20 protein-coding genes are annotated in these 20,510 nt (G+C 29.1%); 19 read left to right on the top strand and 1 reads right to left on the bottom strand.

Annotated elements, in window-relative coordinates; all coding sequences use genetic code 11:
• Positions 1-23 precede the first annotated feature (23 nt).
• Complete coding sequence (locus EJJ37_RS06445) at positions 24-701, bottom strand: hypothetical protein (protein WP_133014775.1); 678 nt, start codon at positions 699-701, stop codon at positions 24-26.
• 234 nt (positions 702-935) lie between these two features.
• On the opposite strand from EJJ37_RS06445, the gene EJJ37_RS06440 reads away from it, so the two are divergent.
• The 19 genes from EJJ37_RS06440 (at position 936) to ppdK (ending at position 20,274) form a co-directional block, all read left to right on the top strand.
• On the top strand, positions 936-2,486 hold the full coding sequence (locus EJJ37_RS06440) for a nitrite/sulfite reductase (RefSeq protein ID WP_133014774.1): 1,551 nt from the start codon (positions 936-938) through the stop codon (positions 2,484-2,486).
• A gap of 182 nt (positions 2,487-2,668) precedes the next feature.
• On the top strand, positions 2,669-3,325 hold the full coding sequence (trmB, locus tag EJJ37_RS06435) for a tRNA (guanosine(46)-N7)-methyltransferase TrmB (RefSeq protein WP_133014773.1): 657 nt from the start codon (positions 2,669-2,671) through the stop codon (positions 3,323-3,325).
• Between the two features lie 326 nt (positions 3,326-3,651).
• On the top strand, positions 3,652-4,839 hold the full coding sequence (locus tag EJJ37_RS06430) for an O-antigen ligase family protein (protein ID WP_133014772.1): 1,188 nt from the start codon (positions 3,652-3,654) through the stop codon (positions 4,837-4,839).
• A gap of 135 nt (positions 4,840-4,974) precedes the next feature.
• A complete protein-coding gene (prmA, locus tag EJJ37_RS06425; RefSeq protein ID WP_133014771.1) occupies positions 4,975-5,916 on the top strand; it encodes a 50S ribosomal protein L11 methyltransferase in 942 nt (313 codons plus the stop codon).
• A gap of 21 nt (positions 5,917-5,937) precedes the next feature.
• Positions 5,938-6,699 (top strand): RsmE family RNA methyltransferase, encoded by a 762-nt coding sequence (locus tag EJJ37_RS06420; RefSeq protein WP_133014770.1) that lies wholly within the window; start codon positions 5,938-5,940, stop codon positions 6,697-6,699.
• Positions 6,699-8,003, top strand: a complete 1,305-nt coding sequence (gene mtaB / locus EJJ37_RS06415; protein ID WP_133014769.1) for a tRNA (N(6)-L-threonylcarbamoyladenosine(37)-C(2))-methylthiotransferase MtaB — start codon at positions 6,699-6,701, stop codon at positions 8,001-8,003. The genes EJJ37_RS06420 and mtaB overlap by 1 nt, the downstream gene beginning before the upstream one ends.
• 159 nt (positions 8,004-8,162) lie before the next feature.
• Positions 8,163-8,507, top strand: coding sequence for a histidine triad nucleotide-binding protein (locus EJJ37_RS06410; RefSeq protein ID WP_133014768.1), 345 nt, complete (start codon positions 8,163-8,165; stop codon positions 8,505-8,507).
• A 123-nt stretch (positions 8,508-8,630) separates the two neighbouring features.
• On the top strand, positions 8,631-8,807 hold the full coding sequence (gene rpsU / locus EJJ37_RS06405; RefSeq protein WP_003441547.1) for a 30S ribosomal protein S21: 177 nt from the start codon (positions 8,631-8,633) through the stop codon (positions 8,805-8,807).
• A gap of 30 nt (positions 8,808-8,837) precedes the next feature.
• Positions 8,838-9,290, top strand: coding sequence for a GatB/YqeY domain-containing protein (locus EJJ37_RS06400; RefSeq protein WP_133014767.1), 453 nt, complete (start codon positions 8,838-8,840; stop codon positions 9,288-9,290).
• Between the two features lie 105 nt (positions 9,291-9,395).
• Entirely contained in the window at positions 9,396-9,674 is a 279-nt protein-coding gene (yqfC, locus tag EJJ37_RS06395; protein WP_133014766.1) for a sporulation protein YqfC, read from the top strand.
• A 7-nt stretch (positions 9,675-9,681) separates the two neighbouring features.
• Positions 9,682-10,821 (top strand): sporulation protein YqfD, encoded by a 1,140-nt coding sequence (gene yqfD, locus EJJ37_RS06390; protein ID WP_133014765.1) that lies wholly within the window; start codon positions 9,682-9,684, stop codon positions 10,819-10,821.
• A gap of 31 nt (positions 10,822-10,852) precedes the next feature.
• Entirely contained in the window at positions 10,853-12,916 is a 2,064-nt protein-coding gene (locus tag EJJ37_RS06385; protein ID WP_133014764.1) for an HD family phosphohydrolase, read from the top strand.
• Between the two features lie 120 nt (positions 12,917-13,036).
• Positions 13,037-13,537 carry an rRNA maturation RNase YbeY gene (ybeY, locus tag EJJ37_RS06380; RefSeq protein ID WP_133014763.1) on the top strand — a complete coding sequence of 167 codons (501 nt, stop codon included), beginning with the start codon at positions 13,037-13,039 and terminating at the stop codon, positions 13,535-13,537.
• 22 nt (positions 13,538-13,559) lie between these two features.
• Positions 13,560-14,261 (top strand): diacylglycerol kinase, encoded by a 702-nt coding sequence (locus EJJ37_RS06375; protein WP_133014762.1) that lies wholly within the window; start codon positions 13,560-13,562, stop codon positions 14,259-14,261.
• Positions 14,262-14,483: 222 nt separating this feature from the next.
• The gene (gene era, locus EJJ37_RS06370) at positions 14,484-15,374 is read left to right on the top strand and encodes a GTPase Era (RefSeq protein WP_133014761.1); all 891 of its coding nucleotides are present in this window, start codon (positions 14,484-14,486) and stop codon (positions 15,372-15,374) included.
• A gap of 7 nt (positions 15,375-15,381) precedes the next feature.
• A complete protein-coding gene (gene recO, locus EJJ37_RS06365; RefSeq protein WP_133014760.1) occupies positions 15,382-16,131 on the top strand; it encodes a DNA repair protein RecO in 750 nt (249 codons plus the stop codon).
• Positions 16,132-16,138: 7 nt separating this feature from the next.
• Complete coding sequence (locus tag EJJ37_RS06360) at positions 16,139-16,735, top strand: DUF4342 domain-containing protein (protein ID WP_133014759.1); 597 nt, start codon at positions 16,139-16,141, stop codon at positions 16,733-16,735.
• Positions 16,736-16,922: 187 nt separating this feature from the next.
• Entirely contained in the window at positions 16,923-17,561 is a 639-nt protein-coding gene (gene ccpN, locus EJJ37_RS06355) for a transcriptional regulator CcpN (RefSeq protein WP_133014758.1), read from the top strand.
• 82 nt (positions 17,562-17,643) lie between these two features.
• On the top strand, positions 17,644-20,274 hold the full coding sequence (ppdK, locus tag EJJ37_RS06350; RefSeq protein WP_133014757.1) for a pyruvate, phosphate dikinase: 2,631 nt from the start codon (positions 17,644-17,646) through the stop codon (positions 20,272-20,274).
• Positions 20,275-20,510: the final 236 nt, after the last annotated feature.

Below are 20,510 nucleotides of genomic sequence, written 5' to 3'. Positions count from 1 at the left end.
TTGCAAATGTGCAACATCTTTTTTTACTTAGTAAGTTCATTTAATACTTTAATCACTTCTTCATGTCTATTTGAACTGATAGCTATACATAAAATAGTATTTTCATTATTAAAACCAGAATCTTTTAATAAATTTAGATTGTCTACTTTAATACCATATAAATTATAATTTCCAGTTTCATCCTTTGCGGTTACTAATTCATCCTCAGATATATTTAATGAATTAAATCCTTCTAAAGAGTTTAAATCTAATAACATATTGTTAGCAGCAAAATATTCAAAGTTGTTTTTTTCAACTAAAAGGATATCGATTTCATTAGCAGCCAATTTAACAGCAAAGGCTTGTGTTGTTGTTGGATCATCACCATAGTTTGAATTAGCAGAAATTAAAAGACTATCTGTAAATATAGTAGATTTTTTATCATCTCCTAAAATGTTTTCATTTAGGATATCTTTAATTTTATTAAAGTTATCTGTATTAATAGTGGAACCGTAATAAGTTATATTACAATAAGTATCTTGTTTTGTGACAAATGAATATGCCATATAGCTTATAGTTATGATAGCAAGCAAAGTACCTATTATAGGAAGTTTATAATAATCGTATATGAATTCAATTTTCTTTTTGCCAGATAAAGATTTAAAAGTTTCTTTAACAGATACTTCTGAATCTAAAGGTGGTTTATTTTTTTCTTGTACCATATAATCACTCCTTGTAGATATGTATATTATATATAGTTTATAGAAAAAATTAGAAAAAATCAATTGATATAAATTTTAAAAATTGGCAAACATTTAAAAAGTTAATGATTATAATTAAATATTTAAATAGTTAATTAATAGAAAATAGAGTAGATTGTAGTATAATATAGAAGTGAATATTTGTTATGATAAGTAGGAATATTAAAAAGAGTAGCAATAATATGAGGTGATAAGATGGAAAAATTAAAAGAAGTACTTTTACCAGAAATCGAAGAGTTTAGAAAAGTTGGACATAAGTTTATAAATGGAGAAATGTCTGTAATGGACTTTAAGCATGCATCAGGTGGAATGGGAGCATATGCTCATCGTGGTGGAAAAGAGTTTATGCTAAGACTTAGAATGCCTTCAGGTATAATAACTATGCCACAACTAAAAATGATATATGATTGGGCAGAAAAGTATAAGCTAGGTGGATTACATTTTACTACTCGTCAAGCAATTCAATATCACGGTTTATCAATAGATGAAATATGTGATTTAATGAAGGAAGCGTTAGATAAGGATATATATACAAGAGGAGCAGGTGGAAACTTTCCAAGAAATGTTGCTTTATCACCATTATCAGGTGTTGATAAAGAAGAAGCATTTGATCCAACACCATATGCAGTAGCTACTGGGAAATATTTTATGGAGAGAATAACTAGTTACAAGTTACCAAGAAAGTTAAAAGTATCTTTCTCTAATGGTTCAAGTGATACAGCACATTGTACAGTACAAGATTTAGGCTTCTTAGCAGTAAAGAAGGATGACAAGGAATATTTTAGAGTATATCTTGGTGGAGGATTAGGAAGAAACCCTAAACTTGCATTAATATATCCAGAACTTATTGAGCCTAGTGACGTATTAAACTATGTTGAAGCTATGGTTAGATTATTTAAAGCTGAAGGAAATTATGATAATAAAGCTAAAGCTCGTGTAAGATATATGGTTGATAAATTAGGAGAAGAAGGCTTTATAAATGAATATAAAAAATACGTTGAAATAGTAAAAAATGAAGAAGGTTACAAGCTATCAGTAGAAGGTAAAAAGTATACTAAAGCTGGTGTAGAAACAAATATAACTGATTCAAGACTAGTTGCACAAAAGCAACCTGGACTATATAGTGTTTATGTACATCCAGTAGGAGGTCAAATAAAGCTAAATGAGTTAAAAACTATTATATCAACATTAGAAAAGTTTGATGATCCTGAAATTAGATTATCAATGACAGAAGGTGTATACTTTAGAAACTTAAATGGAAAAGAAGCTGAAGAGCTATTAGAAGTTACAAAATCAATTGGAGGAACGACTTCATTTGATTATAGTGTATCTTGCATAGGGGTACCAACATGTCAAATAGGTATATGTGAAAGTCAAGAAATTTTGAGAGAGACATTAAATTATGTTAAAGAAAATGTTTCAAATATTGATTTATTACCTAGATTATACTTCTCAGGTTGTGGTAACTCTTGTGGTGTACATGAAATAGCTGAGATAGGATTTACAGGAAAGAAAAAGAGAATTAATGATGTTGTAGAAGAAGCATATGAAATTCATGTTGATGGAAGCTTTGTAGAGGGAGAAGCAAGATTAGGAAAATGCTATGGAGATATTGCAAGAAAAGATATTCCAATGTTTATTTGTGAATTAGCTAATAATTTAAACTCTGTTAATAAGAGCTTCAGTGATTATATAAAGAGTAATGAGAGTGAATTTAAGGCTTTAGTTGAAAAATATAACTGCTAATAAGAATTAATAATTGTTAAAGTTATCCACAATATACTATCTTTCGGATAAGAGACTGTATATTGTGGATTTATTATATAAATAAAAGTTGTTATAAAGATGTATAGAGAGTTGAAATAAAAGAAATAATCTGTATAATTAATCTATAAACTTAAAGAAATGATTTGGAGTGAACAAAAGTTATGAGAATGAGAAGAAAGCCTTGGGCAAGACCGGAATTAGAAAGTTGTAAATTTTTTATACAGAAGCCAAGTGAATACAAAGGTAGATGGAAAGAGTTTTTTGGAAATGATAAACCAATGTATATGGAATTAGGTTGTGGAAAAGGAACATTTATGGCTGTACATGGGTCTGAAAATCCAGATATAAATTATATAACAGTGGATATAAAAGATGAGGTTTTAGTTTTAGCTAAAAGAAATATTGAAGAAGCATATAAAAAAGTTGGTCATGAAATAGACAATGTTGCTCTTATGTCTCAAGAAATATTATTAATAGATGATATGTTAGATGAAAATGATGTTATAGAAAGAATATACATTAATTTCTGTAATCCATGGCCAAAAGAGCGTCATAAAAAGAGAAGGTTAACACATACAAGACAACTTGAAAAATATAAGAAGTTCTTAAAAAAAGGTGCTGAAATTTGGTTCAAGACAGATGATGATGAATTATTTGAAGAGTCACTTGAATACTTTAAAGAAAGTAACTTAGAAATTAAATATATTACTTATGATTTACATAATAGTGGATTTGAAGGGAATGTTACAACTGAACATGAAGAAATGTTTACAGCCCAAGGAATAAAAACTAAATTCTTAATTGCTATATATAATTAGAAATAAAGAAGATTATATGTTACAATCTTTTAAATATAAGTTGATAAAAATGCCTATAAATACAAAAAAAACTTAAATGAATATCAAATAAAAAGAAAAATTAGAAATATATATAATTTATAACAACATTATTAGTAGATATATAAATGTAAACGTCATGTTATTAAATAAATAAAAGTATTTATTGGGGATACTAAGTATATATTAAAATATTTATGTTAAATTTAATAAAAAGATAGTTAAATTTTTTGAATAAAGTTTTTATTGTGTGTATACTAAAGCAAGTTACACAGTGTTGTGTAAATAAAAAATGTTGGTGGTAAATTATGATATATTTTATTATTATGATTGTTTTTTCGCCTTTTACAGCTGTAATTCCAGCTGTATATGCAGTGAACTTAATATTTAAAAAGAAATTAAAAATAGAAAAAAATTATTGGAATATTGGTTTATTTTTATTATTTATATACTCTGTATTTAGTGGTATTGTAAATAAAAATTTATTATCCCTAATGGCATCTTTTGTATTATTTTTATATTTTGGCTTAAATGTATTCTCTCAAAATTATTTTGTTAAGATAAGTAGAATAAATATAGTTATTAAGTATGTAGTATATTTAAGCGGAATTGCAGCTATTGGAGGAATAATAGAAAAGATAATATTTATTTTGATAGGAATTCCTCAGCATAGAGTTTTTAGTTCTTTTGGAAATCCTAATATGGCAGGAGCTTGGTTTGGAAGTATAATATTAATGATATTTTATTTAAAGTGCATTAATAAAAGAAAAAAGGATTCTATAATATATAATTTTTCAATTGTATTAATAATAGTAGCTTTGTTATTAACTGAATCAACGGGAGCATTTATTGCTTTAGTAGGATCAATATTTGTATACTATTTACTAAAGGAAAAAAAGGATATAAGAGGATTAATAGCAATTTGTATCACTGTAGGAATAAGTTCTATTTTATTTTTTATAGTTCAGAATAAGATTGCTAATACAACACCTATTGGCGAATTAGTAATATCTTTTAATTCAAGATATCGTATTTGGATTGGAGCTATAAATATGATATTAAAAAAACCTATCACCGGATGGGGAATGTTAGGGATGATGCAACAGGGATCAAATTTTGTTTATAGTGATGATCCAAGTTTACATAATAAAATAATTACTTTTTTAATCCATCCTCACAATTTATGGTTGACATTTTTGGTAACTTTAGGAATTGTAGGGCTTTTAATATATCTATATATTAAATTTAATTTGTATAAGGATATGATAACTTTATATAAACAACATAATAAAATGCTACCTTTAATTGCATCTGTAAATACAATGATAATTATTCAAGGAATTGTAGATTGTACTTTATATGCACCACAGTTAGCTATAATGTTTATTTTTATAGGAACAGTAACTTATAATATGGCTAATAATAAAATGCTTAGAAAAGTTAATTTCGGTAAAAATAAGAATAAGAAAAATAAGAATAGAGATATAGCAATTTAAATTAGCTATTTAAGGATAACTATATGTAAAAATGTAGTTATCCTTTTTGTATATAAATTATTCTAGACTTTATGTAAACATACGTGTAAAATATAGTATTAGTCAAGGAGAAAGATTTGAAAGGATGATTCAATAATGGATGGAACATGGATAGAAGTTAGAGTAATAACTAAAAGTGAGGCGTTAGAACCAATATCAGGAATTTTCTATAGCTTAGATTGCAAAGGTGTTGCAATAGAAGATCCTGAGGATATTTTAGGAAGAGAACAAGGTCCGTTAACATGGGATTTTGCAGATATAAATGTTTTAGAGCATAAAGGAAAAGTTGCAGTTGTAAAGGCTTATTTTGCAGAAGAAGATAATATTGAAGATGTATTACAATATGTTAATGAAAGATTAACAGAGCTTAAAGAAATGGGTCTTGATTTAGGAGAAGCTAAAGTTGAGCATGAAAAAATGCATGAAGAAGATTGGGCTAATACATGGAAACAATATTATAAACCATCAAAAGTTGGTGAAAAGATAGTTGTAAAACCAATATGGGAAGAATATGAAGCTAAAGATGGAGAGTTAGTTGTAGATTTAGATCCAGGTATGGCATTTGGAACAGGAACACATGAAACTACAAGAATGTGTATTCAAGCCTTAGAAAGATATGTTAAAGAAGAAAGTACAGTATTTGATGTTGGATGTGGATCAGGTATATTAGCTATAGCGGCAGCAAAGCTTGGATCAAAGTTAGCTGTTGGTGTAGATTTAGATCCAGTTGCAGTTGAATCTTCAATAGAAAATGTTGGATATAATAATTTAAATAATATTGAAATACTTCATGGAAATCTTGTTGAAGTTATTGATGGAAAAGCTGATATAGTTGTTGCGAATATATTAGCAGAAATAATATGCATATTAACAGATGATGTTAAGAGGGTTTTAAAAGATGGTGGAATTTTCATAACATCAGGAATAATTCATGATAGAGTTGATATGGTTTGTGAAAAACTTGAAGCTACTGGATTTGAAGTTATTGAAAAAAATAGAGATGGTGAATGGAACTGCATAGTTGCAAAATTAAAATAATTTTTAGGAGAGAATGAAATAATGCATAAGTTTTTTACTCCAAAAGAATTAATTAACGGAGATGTAGCTAAAATAATTGGTGATGATGTAAAGCATATATATAAGGTTCTTAGAATTTCTGAAGGTGAAAAGGTAACATTAAACAATTGTGAAGGTGTTGAATATTTAGGAAGAGTTAAGTCCGTTTCTAAACAAGAAGTTTTAATAGACATATTAGAAGAGTTAGAATCAAATAATGAAAGTAATGTAAATATATATTTATTTCAAGGGCTACCAAAGTCTCAAAAGATGGATTTAATAGTTCAAAAGGGAACTGAACTTGGAATTACAGAATTCATTCCTACAATAACTCATAGAGTGGATGTTAAATTAAAAGGTGAGTTTAAAAAGTTAGATAGATTAAATAGAATAGCTTTAGAGGCTGCAAAACAAAGTAAGAGAAGTATAATTCCTAAAGTGTTAGAACCTATTGAGTTTGATGAAGTTTTAGAGAAAATAAATTCTTTAGATTTATTAATAGTTCCATATGAAAATGCAAATAATTTTGGTATAAAAACATTGATTAATGAATTAAGAAAAGAGAATAATATAGATAATATTAAAAATATTGGAATATTTGTAGGCCCAGAGGGCGGAATAGAAGAAGATGAAATTGAAAGACTTAAAGATAAAGGAGCTTATATAGTTACTCTAGGAAAAAGAATATTAAGGACTGAAACAGCAGGATTTGTTGCAACATCCTTAATACAATATGAGCTGAGTGATTTAGGAGGAAATGATTAATGAAAGTTGCATTTGCTACATTAGGCTGTAGAGTTAATGTGTATGAATCAGAAGCTATGGCAGAAAAGTTCATTAGAGAAGGATACGAAGTAGTGGATTTTAATGAGTTTTCTGATGTATATGTAATAAATACTTGTACAGTTACTAATATGGGAGATAAAAAATCAAGACAAATAATAAGTAGGGCAAGAAGAACTAATCCAGATGCAATAATTGCAGCTGTTGGGTGTTATTCACAAATGGCACCTAAAGAAGTTTCAGAAATACCAGGGGTAGATGTAGTCCTAGGTACAAGAAATAAAGGTGATGTAGTTTATTATGTTAACAAGGCAAAGGATGAAGGTCAGCCACAAGTACATGTTCAACCTGTACTACAAAATAAAAAGTTTGAAGATTTAAAAATAGAAGATTATCAAGATAAAACTAGAGCATTTTTAAAGATTCAAGATGGATGTAATAGATTCTGTACATATTGCACAATACCTTATGCTAGAGGATCAGTTTGTTCAAAGGATCCAAATAAGGTTTTAGAAGAGGTTAAAGAATTAGCAGCTCATGGATTTAAAGAAGTTATACTTTCAGGAATACATACTGCTTCATATGGATTAGACTTAGAAGGCAATATAAATTTAATTAATATAATAGAAGAGATAGAAAAAATAGATGGAATAGAGAGAATTAGAATTGGATCTATTGAGCCAGCATTCTTTACTGAAGAAGTTATTGAGAAGATTAAAGGGTTTAAAAAGTTATGCCCACATTTCCATTTATCGCTTCAAAGTGGTTGTGATGCAACATTAAAGAGAATGAATAGAAGATATACAGCTGAAGAGTATGAAGCTGCGGTTAATATGTTAAGAGAAACATTGCCAGATGTATCAATTTCTACAGATGTAATTGTTGGCTTCCCAGGAGAGACTGAAGAAGAATTTAATGAAACTTATGAATACTTAAAAAGAATTCATTTGACTAAGACTCATGTATTTAAATATAGTCCAAGAAAAGGAACTAAAGCAGCAGATATGCCAAATCAATTAGATGGAACTATAAAGGATATCAGAAGTAAGGCTTTAATAGAGTTAAATGATAAAAATGAGCATGCCTTTACAGAGAAGTTCATTGGAAGAGTAATGGATGTTTTAATAGAAAAAGAAATTAAAGATAAACCAGATTTCTATGAAGGATATACAAGAAATTATATAAAAGTAATAGTACATTGCATGTCAGCAGATATTACTGGTAAAATAGTAGATGTAAAGATTGAAGAAGCAGTAGAAGATTATGCTATAGCAAGTATGGTTTAGAGAGTGACAAGTGACAAGTGATAAGTGACAAGTGGTAAGTTAAGTGGTGAATTCAGCAAAGCTGAATTAAAATAATATTTTAAAGAAACTCCTTAGAGTTTTAACCTTAATTTGTCACTGAAAACTTGCCACTTGTAACTAGATAAAGGAGGTGAATTTATGGGAGATTGTATTTTTTGCAAAATAATAGCTGGAGAAATTCCATCTAAGAAGATATATGAAGATGATAAGGTTCTTGCATTTTATGATATAAGTCCAGCAGCACCAGTTCATTTTTTAGTAATACCAAAAGAGCATATTAGTAGTGCAAATGAATTAACTAAAGAAAATTCTGAAATAGTTTCACACATATTCATGATAATAAATAAAATAGTAAAGGAACTAGGTATTGCTGATTCAGGTTATAGAATTGTAAATAACTGCGGAGCTGATGGAGGTCAAACAGTAAATCATATACATTTTCATATATTAGGTGCAAGAGAATTAAAATGGCCACCGGGTTAATAGAAAAATAGTATAAATAATATTGACATTTTTGTGACCATTATTGTATAATACAATATGTGTTATTAAGCCCGTAGCTGAGTTAAAGATACTAATTTGAGCTAGCGGAGGGAGGGATAATAGATGTCAGAAATCAAAGTTGGAGAAAACGAAACACTAGAAAGTGCATTAAGAAGATTTAAGAGAAAATGCGCAAGAGCTGGGGTTCTTTCAGAAGTTAGAAAGAGAGAACATTACGAAAAGCCAAGCGTAAAGAGAAAGAAAAAATCAGAAGCTGCAAGAAAGAGAAAATTCAAGTAGTTTTTAATTTTTGAAAGAAGGTATTTAAGTATGCCAACAATAAAAGAAAGACTACAAGAGGACTGGAAAGAAGCATTAAAATCTAAAGATAAATTTAGAGCTAATGTATTAAGCAGTGCTAAGTCTGCTATATTGCTAGTAGAAAAAACCGATGGTGTTACGCTTGAGGACGATAAGGTTATAGAAATATTAGCAAAAGAAGTCAAGCAGCGTAAAGAAGCGATGCTTGAATTTGAAAAGGGAAATAGACAGGATTTGGTTGATCAGAATAAATCTGAGATCGAAATCTTGCTAGGTTACCTTCCTCAGCAATTAAGTGAAGAAGAAATTTTACAAATTGTAAAAGAAACAGCTACAGAAGTGGGTGCCGATAACATGAAAGACATGGGTAAGCTTATGTCAGCAGTTAGACCAAAGGTTGTAGGTAAAGCAGACGGAAAACTTGTTAGTCAGATTGTTAAAGAGTATTTAAATAGTAAATAATTAAAAGAACTCAATGTAAATTGAGTTCTTTTTTTATTTTTGTGATTTTCTTTAAAATAAAATCATAAAGTACATTGAGAGAGTATTATTTAAAGGAGAGAAACTATGGAAAGTAAAATTAATAGAGGTAAAGAAGTTTTAGTTGAAAAGCTGGATCTCCCTAAAGATGTAATATTAGATGTACCTAAGATTATTGTTATAGGAAGAAATGAAGTAACTATAGAAAATCATAAAGGGATAATGTTATTTGAGAGAGAAAAGATAAAGATAAATACAAATATGTCACCAATAGAAATAAAAGGGCGTGAATTTGAAATACTATATATCGCCGCATCAACTATAACTATTAAAGGTTATTTTGATTCAATTGAGTATGTGGGGTGAATAAAAAATGGCTTTTAATAAGATGAAAAAAGGAAAAATATTAGTTGAAATTAAAATATTAAATACTGAGAAGTTATTAAATTTATTTTGGACAAAGAACATAAGAGTCTATAAAGTTAAGAAAAGAGATTTCGCAACGTTAATATTAGAGATTGATTATTTAAATTATGCAGAAGTAAAAGATTGTGTAGAAGCTTTAGGTGGCAGAATAAATATTATAAAAAGCGCGGGGATTGTATTCTTCTTAGGTAATGTTAAAAAGAAATTATCATTAGTTGTTGGTGGATTTATATTTTTATGTATTATATATTATTTATCTACTTACATATGGGCTGTAGAGGTAGATGTTCAACAAAATATACCACCTTTTGAAATAAGAAAGCAACTAAATAGTATAGGTATTAAACCAGGAATTGCAAAAAAATCTATAGATGTAAAAGAAGTAGAGAAGCAGTTAGAAAATATGAGTTCTGAAATATTGTGGTTAAGGGTTAGAATTGAGGGGTCTACTTTAAAGGTTGTAGTAGAAGAAAAAATAAATCCACCACAAGAACAGAGTTATGAGTATGGAAATTTAGTTGCTACTATGGAAGGAGAAGTAAAGAGAATATATACCTTTGCAGGTAGAGCAAAAGTTAAGAGCGGGCAGTTAGTTAAAGCAGGTGATGTTGTAATAGAAGGAATAGATGGAAGTGAAGGAGGAGAATATATTTTACCACCAAGAGGAATAGTTATAGCCAATACATTTTATGAGAAATCTATGAATGTAAAAGTTAATGGAACTACACTTGAGAGAAGTGGAGAAAAGGATAGTGATATTTATATAAGTATTTTTGGTAAAAAAATTTATCTAAAAAAGGCTATAAAAGATTTTGAACATTATGATAAAATAGAAATGAGTGGCAAAATATTTAATAAGGTGTTATATTATGAAAGAGTAGAAAAAGATATAAATTTATCGGAAGATGATGCTATAGAAAATGCAGTTAATGATTTAGAAAAGTCTTTATTAAATGAGTTAAGTAGAGATGCAAAAATAGTTGATAAATTAGTTGATAAAGAAATGAAAGATCAAGAAAATATGTTAATAAATGTCGTGTTTGTTGTAGAACAAAATATAGTAAGTGAGGATACTGTAAGCTATTAGAGAATTAGGGTAAGATGAGAAGGTGAACAATATGAAAGATAAAAATGGTATAGATAAAAAGACACAAAAAGATAAATGGAAAAGAATATTTTTATTTACTGTAACAGCGTTCTTAGTCTATTTTATAATAATGACTGTAGTAACTCCTAAAAGATATAATTTCATTGAAGGGGACATTGCTAGCGTTGATATAAAGGCACCTAGAGATATTATTGATGAGGAAGCAACTAATGCAAAGGAACAAGAAGTAGCTGCTAAGGTAGAAAAAAAATTTACTTTAAAAAATGAAGTGAAAATTGAAGCAAGTCAGAATATAAAAACATTTTTTGATAAGTTAATTAATTTAAAGAGTAGTGAAATAGAAGAGAAAGATAAAATTAATGAGTTAAAAAAGATAGAGGCCTTTAAGCTTTCAGATAGTCAATATAAAATATTATTAGATCTGACTGTTGATAAAGATACGGAATTACAATGGATAGCACTAGCAGCAATTGATAAGGCATATGAAAATCAAATAGAAGAAGGAAATAATGAAGAAATAGAAGAAGCAAAGACTACTGTAGAAGATTATTTAGAAAGCCAGAATTTAGATAGTAATATTGAAGCTATTTTAAAGGATATGTGTGATAGTCAGGTACAGCCTAATTACTTTTTTGACCAAACAAAAACAGATGAAGCTGTTAAGGAAGCCTTAAAAAGTGTTTCAAAGGTTATGATAAAGAAAAATCAAACTATAGTAAAAGAAGGGGAACCAATTACACAAAAACAAATAACTATACTTACAGAGCTAGGGCTAGTAGGAGAAGGAATAAGTAAGGATTATATATATACTTATATAATAATAGCATTTTACGTATTATTTGTATTGATTTTGCAGTATATGTATTTGAAAAAAGAGAAAAAGGAAGTTCTGCATAATACTAAACTTGTATTTTTAATATTATTATTAAACTTACTATCGTTAGTAACAACGAGAATTTTTGCATTTGTATCGTTATTTTTAATTCCGATAGCATGCTCACCAATACTTATTACTGTGTTTTTAGATTATAAAGTTTCGGTTATAATTAGTTCTTTAAATTTAATGCTTATAGCAGTTATAGCAGGTTTTGATCCGCAAATTATTTTAGTAGGGATAGTTGGAACTATTGTAGCGTCGACTTCATTAAAGAAAGTTACCCAAAGAAATGATATATTATATTCAACTCTTTATGTTGCAATTTCTGTTTCTATTGTAGTTTTATCAAGTGGAATACTTCTGTCAAATAATGTGAAAAAGATATTATTTGATATGGCTTTAGCTGCATTAGGAGCTTTTATTTCAGGAATATTAGCTATGGGGTTATTACCATTTCTAGAATCTAGTTTTAGTTTAGTTACTAATATGAAATTATTAGAACTTTCAAATCCTAATAGTCCATTATTGAAAAGATTATTAATGGAAGCTCCAGGAACATATCATCATAGTGTTATGGTTGCAAATTTAGCTGAGGTTGCAGCAGAAGAGGTTGGAGCTAATCCTATGTTAGTTAGAGTTGGAGCTTATTACCATGATGCAGGTAAGATAAAAAGACCTTTTTTCTTTGGAGAGAATCAGTTAGGTGGAGTTAATCCTCATGATAAAATTTCGCCAGGTTTAAGTGCATCTATAATAATATCTCATGTTAAAGATGGATTGGAATTAGCGAAAGAATATGATATACCTAGTGCAATAAGTGATATGATGATTCAACATCATGGAACAACATTAGTTAAATATTTTTATTATACTTTAAAAAATAATAGTGATGATCCAGATAGTATAAAAGAAGAAGACTTTAGATATCCTGGGCCTAAACCTCAAAGCAAGGAAGCGGCTATAATTATGATGGCAGATAGTGTTGAAGCAGCTGTAAGATCTATTCAAGATCCTACATTCGATAAGATTGAAAATATGGTAAATAATATAGTAAAAGATAAGTTGAATTCAGATCAATTAAATGAATGTGATTTAACTTTTAGAGATTTAGAAACCATAAAGAGTTGTTTCTTGAAGGTTTTAAAGGGGATTTATCATCATAGAATAGAATATCCGAAAGAAAAGGGTAAAGAATAAAAAGGGAGGGCTACCTCCTTTTTTATCTAAATTGCGAAGTTTAAGAAAAAGCATTATAATTAATAAACGCTAATTTAAAATATACATAATTTAAATTATGAAAAAATGAAAGGAGAAATTATGTTATATACTGATAATAGACAGAATAAAATAGAAGTGAATGAGGAACTTATTAATATTATAAATGAAGTTTGTGAAAAAGCTTTAAAGGCTGAAGAGGTAAATATTCCTTATCAAATATCACTTTTATTTGTAGATAATGAAGAAATAAGAGATATAAATAGAGAAACTAGAGGAATAGATAAGGCCACTGATGTACTATCATTTCCTATGTTAGACTATCCTAAAGATAAGGTTTTTAAAGAGGTTTATAAGGAAACTAAATTTAATGAGATATATTTAGATGGTGAAGAGCTAGTATTAGGTGATATGGTTTTATCTTTAGAAAGAGCAAAAGAGCAAAGTATAGAATATAATCATTCCTTTAATAGAGAGGTATGCTACTTAGTAGTTCATTCTATTCTTCACTTATTAGGATATGATCATATGGAAGATGAAGAAAAGAAAAGGATGAGAAAAAGAGAAGAGGAAATATTGGGGGATTTAAATATAACTAGATAAATGTAGAGAGGGTGAGTAATTTATGGAGATGAAAAAATTATTAGAGAGCTTTAATCATGCAATTAATGGTGTAGTTGATGCTGTAAGAACTCAAAGGAATATGAAAATTCATATATTAGCATCTATTGGAGTTTTAATTGCTTGTTTTTTCTTTGATGTATCAAAGGCAGAATTTCTGGCATTGGCAATAACAATTACAATGGTAATAAGTGCTGAATTGGTTAATACAGCTGTAGAAGCAGCAGTAGATTTAAATACTAATTATTATCATCCTTTAGCAAAGGTAGCTAAAAATACAGCAGCGGGAGCAGTACTTGTAACAGCAATAAATGCAATATTAGTAGGATATATTGTATTTTGGGATAAACTTTCTAACTTTTCATTTGAAGTAGTTTATAAAATCAAACATTCAGAACCATATATGATATTAATAGCGTTAGTTATAGTTGTTTTGGCTGTTGTTATAATAAAAGCTATTTTTGGTGAAGGAACACCTCTAAAGGGTGGTATGCCTAGTGGACATAGTGCATTAGCTTTTTCTATTTCCACGGCTATAGCATTAATAACTGAAAAGCCTATTTGTATAATATTAGCTTATCTAATGGCTTTTATTACTGCTCAAAGTAGAGTTGACTCAGAGGTTCATACTGTATTTGAAGTTATAGTAGGAGGAATATTAGGAATATTATTAACCTTATTAATCTTTACTATATTTAAATTATAAAATTAATTAATGCTAAAAATTTAAGTAAGAGTCTATTTAATAAATAGATAGAGATTAATAATATAAGTTAAATCAACATTTTGAATTTTACTTATATGTGATATACTATTTAGATGGAGGAATTGAGAAGGGAATACAAAAAATTAATTATAGAAAAAACTTTTGAAGAAATATTGCCAGGTGTTTTTTCAAAAAAAAGACTTAAAAGGCTAGGAGGCTAATATGTATAAATCAGGATTTGTAACAATAGTAGGAAGACCAAATGTAGGAAAATCAACATTAACTAATCAAATAATGGGAGAAAAATTATCAATAGTTTCAAATAAACCGCAAACTACAAGAAACAACATACAAACAATATTAACTGGAGATGATTATCAATTAGTATTTGTTGATACTCCAGGAATACATAAACCAAAGAATAAATTAGGAGACTATATGGTTAATGCAGCAACTAGTTCTATAAAAGAAGTAGATTTAGTTGTATTTATAATTAATCCTTGTGATGAAATTGGAAGAGGAGATAAATTTATATTAGAAGCATTAAAGACACAAAAAGCACCAGTATTCTTGGTTGTTAATAAAGTTGACGAAAATAGTCATGAGAAGGTAGCTAAAACACTTGCTATGTATTCAAAGGAATATGATTTTGCAGAAATAGTACCAATATCAGCATTAAAAGGCAAAAATGTAGATACTCTTGTGAAATTAATGGTAGAAAAAATGCCAGAAGGGCCACAATATTATCCAGAGGATATGATTACAGACGTTAATGAAAGATTTATTGTTGCAGAGATAGTAAGAGAAAAAACATTAAAGAATTTAAGAGATGAAATTCCACATGGAATAGCTGTTGATGTTATTCAAATGAAACAAAAAGAAAATGGAACATATCACATTGAAGTAGATTTAATATGTGAAAAAGACTCACATAAAGGAATAATAATTGGAAAAAATGGAGCGTCTTTAAAGAAAATTGGAGAGACTGCAAGATACGAAATAGAAAGATTTTTAAAAGCTAAAGTTAATTTAAAGATATGGGTAAAAGTAAGAAAAGAGTGGAGAGATAATGGACTTTTACTTAAGGAATTAGGATATAAAAAGACAAAGTAGATAGGAGTTGAGTATTCTGTCTATTGAGAAGACTAAAGCAATAATAATTAAGGCTATAGATTATAAAGAGAATGATAAACTTATATGGGCTTATTGTGAAGAGCTAGGAAAAATAACCTTTATAGCTAGGGGGTCAAAGAAGAGTAAAAGTAAAAATTTAAGCTTGACTTTACCCCTATGCTTTGGGGAATATATATTTTTTAAAGGCAGAAATTTGTATAACCTTCAAGAAGGAAAAATTATAAACTCATTTCAGGGATTATTAAATAATTTAGATAAACTTACATATTCTTCATATGTGTGTGAATTAATAGATATATGTGTACAAGATGCTGAGGTAAACAAGACGTTATTTAGAGATTTTATAACTTGTTTATACTTGTTAAATACAGATGCTATGGATTATGAATTATTAATAAGAGCTTTTGAATTAAGGTTGTTGAATGCAACAGGATATGGGTTGGAGTTTGATAAATGTTCTATTTGTAAAAAAGCAATAGGAACAAGTGATTATATTTCATTATCACACTTTGGCGGTGTATGTGTAGAGTGTAATAAGGAACATGGCATTTACATTTCTAGAGCAGGATATAATGCTTTAAGATTTTTAAATAATACACCAATGGATAAAATTTATCGATTAAATGTAAATAAAGAAGTTAAAAAGCAAATAGAAAAAGTAACAACATTTATAATAAATTCAAATTATTCAAGAAAGCCAAAAAGTTTAGAAATGTTAAATTATATAAAGGAGTAGAGGTAATATGGATATTACATTGGAAAAAGTTGATCAAGTAAGAGAAAGAACTGGAGTAAGTTATGCAGAAGCAAAACAGGCATTAGAAGCGTCAAATGGAGATGTCTTAAATGCAATTATATTACTTGAAGAAAAATCAAAATATAATAACGTAAATGAAACTAAGCAATCTGAAACTATCGATGAGTTTAAGGTTTGGTTAAAAGATTTAATAAATAAAGGGAATATTACTAGAATCAAAATAACTAAAGATGGTAAAAAGTTAGTTGATGTTCCTGTTAATGCTGGAATAGCTGCAGGTGTTATAGCTGTAATAATTCCACCTATATTAGCATTTGTTGTAGTAGCAGCGGTAGTAACCCAAGTTACAATTGAAATAACAAAAGCAGATGGTACGGTAGAAGTTGTTAATAAGTATATATCAGCTGCTGTTAACGAAGCAAAGGATAAAGCAAGCGATTTTGCAGATAAGGTTAAGGAAAAAGTTCAAGATGTAAATTTAGATGGAATAAAAATGCCAAATAAATTTAAGGACAAAGAAGATGATGAAAATAATACTTTTACTTATACTGTAAATTTTGATGATGAATATGGTAAAAATTAGAAAATAAAAGAAAAACAAGGATATAACCTAGAAAAAAAAGGAAGAATGGGAATATTCAGCTGATATGAAGGATTTTTCAAAAAAATAAGTATAGTCAAAAAATGAGAAAATGTTATAATTATACTGTAAATAGAAAATATTCTTAATTGTCTGAATATTCCTTTAATAGTCGAAAAGAGGGGTAGCATTGAAGTTTACAAAAAGACAAGAGGCAATAATTAAGATAGTTAAAAATGAGCAGCCAATAACAAGTGAAGCAATAGCAGAAAAGCTTGGAGTTACAAGAGCTGCTTTAAGAGCAGACCTAGCAATACTTACAATGACTGGTACTTTAGATGCTAGACCTAAAGTAGGTTATGTGTATTTAGGGAAAAAGATTGACGGAGAAATTTTGGAAAATCTATCCAAGATAAAGGTTGGGGATATTATGTCTAAGCCTGTAACCGTTAACGATGATACTACTGTATATGATGCAATTGTTCATTTATTTTTACATGATGTAGGAACATTGTTTGTTGAAAACAATGGGAATTTAGTTGGGGCAGCCTCAAGAAAGGATTTTCTTAAGATAGCAATTGGAGGAACAGATATACATAGAGTTCCAGTAGGAGTTATCATGACAAGAATGCCTAATATAATTTATGGGTATCCAGAGGATAGTGCATATTCACTAGCTAAAAAAATAATAGAACATGAAATTGATAGTATACCGATAGTAGAAAAATCCTGCGAATCAGACAATGGAAAAGTTAATTTAAAGATAGTTGGCAAAATTTCTAAGACTAACATAACAAAACTATTTGTTAATCTTGGAGAAGCAAATTAAGGGTAATTTAAAGGGTAACTAGGGTAACTACGAGACAGAGTCTTGTTAGTATATATTATTGTATGAACGGAGGAGTATTGAGATGGAGAAGAAAAAGTATGTTTACCTTTTTAGTGAAGGTGATGGGTCAATGAGAAACCTTCTTGGAGGTAAAGGGGCAAATTTAGCAGAAATGACTAGAATAGGGATTCCTGTTCCTCAAGGATTTATAGTTACAACTGAAGCTTGTAACAAGTATTATGAGGATGGAAAACAAATTACAAATTCAGTTGTAGAAGAAATCCATGCAAACATTAAAGAATTAGAAAGAATAACAGGAAAAGAATTTGGAAGCAACACAAATCCATTGTTAGTTTCTGTAAGATCAGGGGCAAGAGTTTCAATGCCTGGTATGATGGATACAATATTGAATCTTGGTTTAAATGATGTTGCAGTAGAAGCTGTTGCAGCATCAACAGGAAATCCAAGATTTGCTTATGATTCATATAGAAGATTTATTCAAATGTTCTCAGATGTTGTTATGGGAATAGAAAAGAGATTATTTGAAAATTTGATAGATGAAGCAAAGGAAGCAAAAGGTGTTAAATATGACACAGATTTAGATGAGAATGACTTAAAGGAATTAGTTGTAAAGTATAAAGAATTATACAAAAAAGAAAAGGGAGAAGAATTCCCACAAGATCCAACAGCACAATTAACTGAAGCTATTACAGCTGTATTTAGATCATGGGACAACCCAAGAGCTATCGTTTATAGAAGATTAAATGATATTCCAGGTAAATGGGGAACAGCTGTTAATGTTCAAGAAATGGTATTTGGTAATAAAGGAAATACTTCAGGAACAGGTGTTGCATTCTCAAGAAATGCTGCAACTGGAGAAAAAGAAATTTATGGTGAGTATTTAATGAATGCACAAGGTGAAGACGTTGTTGCTGGTATTAGAACACCACTTCCAATAGCTAAATTAGAAGAACAAAATCCAGCTATCTATAAACAATTTATAGATATAGTTAATACTCTTGAAAATCATTATAGGGACATGCAAGATATGGAATTTACTATTGAAGAAGGTAAATTATATTTCTTACAAACAAGAAATGGTAAGAGAACAGCTCAAGCTGCTCTAAAAATTGCTGTTGATTTAGTTGAAGAAGGTATGTTAACAAAGGAAGAGGCAATTCTTAAAGTTGAACCTAAGCAATTAGATTCTTTATTACATCCAACATTCGATTTAACAGAGATGAAAAAAGCTACTGTTATAGCTAAGGGGCTTCCAGCATCTCCAGGAGCTGCTTGTGGTAAAGTTGCGTTTACTGCAGAAGAAGCTAAGGAAAGAGCTGAAAAAGGTGAAAAAGTTGTTTTAGTAAGACTTGAGACTTCTCCTGAGGATATTGAAGGTATGATAGCTGCTGAGGGTATATTAACAGTTAGAGGAGGAATGACTTCACATGCTGCAGTTGTAGCAAGAGGTATGGGTACTTGCTGTGTAGCTGGATGTGGAGATTTAAAGGTTAACGAGGAAGAAAAAACATTAGAAGCAAACGGTAAAGTTTATACAACTAATGATTATATTTCAATAGATGGTTCTACAGGAAGTGTATATGGAGAAGCAATTAAGACTGTTACTCCAGAGATTTCAGGTCATTTTGCAACATTCATGGGATGGGCAGATGAAATAAGAAAACTTAATGTTAGAACTAATGCTGATAATCCAAGAGATACAAAACAAGCTGTTGAATTTGGAGCAGAAGGTATAGGACTTTGTAGAACAGAGCATATGTTCTTTGAAGAAGATAGAATAATGGCAATGAGAGAGATGATCGTAGCTAAGAATGAAGAGGAAAGAAGAGCAGCACTTGAAAAATTACTTCCAATGCAAAGAAAAGATTTTATTGGAATTTATGAAGCACTTCAAGGAATGCCAGCTACAATAAGATTCTTAGATCCACCACTACATGAGTTCTTACCTCATAATGATGATGAGATAGCAGAACTTTCAAAGACTATGGGATTAACTTTTGAAGAGTTAAAATCTACAGTTGAAAGTTTACATGAATTCAATCCAATGATGGGTCATAGAGGATGTAGACTAGCTGTTTCTTATCCAGAAATTGCAGAAATGCAAACTAGAGCAGTAATAGAAGCTGCAATAGAAGTTAAAACTGCTAAAGGATATGATATAGTTCCAGAAATTATGATTCCATTAGTTGGTGAGGTTAAAGAATTAAAATTTGTTAAAGATATAGTTGTTAGCACAGCAGAAGAAGTTATGGATGAGAAGGGAGTTAAATTAGACTACCATGTTGGTACAATGATTGAAATTCCTAGAGCTGCTATAACAGCTGATGAGATAGCAAAAGAAGCTGAATTCTTCTCTTTTGGAACAAATGATTTAACTCAAATGACATTTGGATTCTCAAGAGATGATGCTGCTAAATTCTTATCAGACTATTATGAAAGAAAGATATATGAACAAGATCCATTTGCTAAGCTTGACCAAACAGGTGTAGGCCAATTAGTTAAAATTGCTGCAGAAAAGGGTAGAGTTACAAGACCAAATATTAAGTTAGGTATTTGTGGAGAACATGGTGGAGATCCATCATCAGTTGAATTCTGCCATAATGTTGGATTAAACTATGTATCTTGTTCACCATTTAGAGTACCAGTTGCAAGACTTGCAGCAGCACAAGCACAAGTAAAAAATCCAAGATAATATAAATCAAGGTAATAAAAAAAGGAACGCTTTAGCGTTCCTTTTTTTAACGAACAACTGAATAATATTGTGCACCACATGGAAGCGAAAAAATGAAATATTTATTTTCGGGTAATGGTGAAATTTTCACCTAGAATTTATATAATTGATTACGTAAAGTTTGCTAAAGTTTTTAAACTCGCTATTCACTCAAACAGTAAAAACTTTTTTACGCAACTTTACTCCATAAATTATTA

The sequence above is a fragment of the Clostridium cuniculi genome (assembly GCF_004353185.1).
Classification (GTDB): Bacteria; Bacillota; Clostridia; order Clostridiales; family Clostridiaceae; genus Clostridium; species Clostridium cuniculi.
This window is presented reverse-complemented; position numbering and strand designations above follow the sequence as displayed.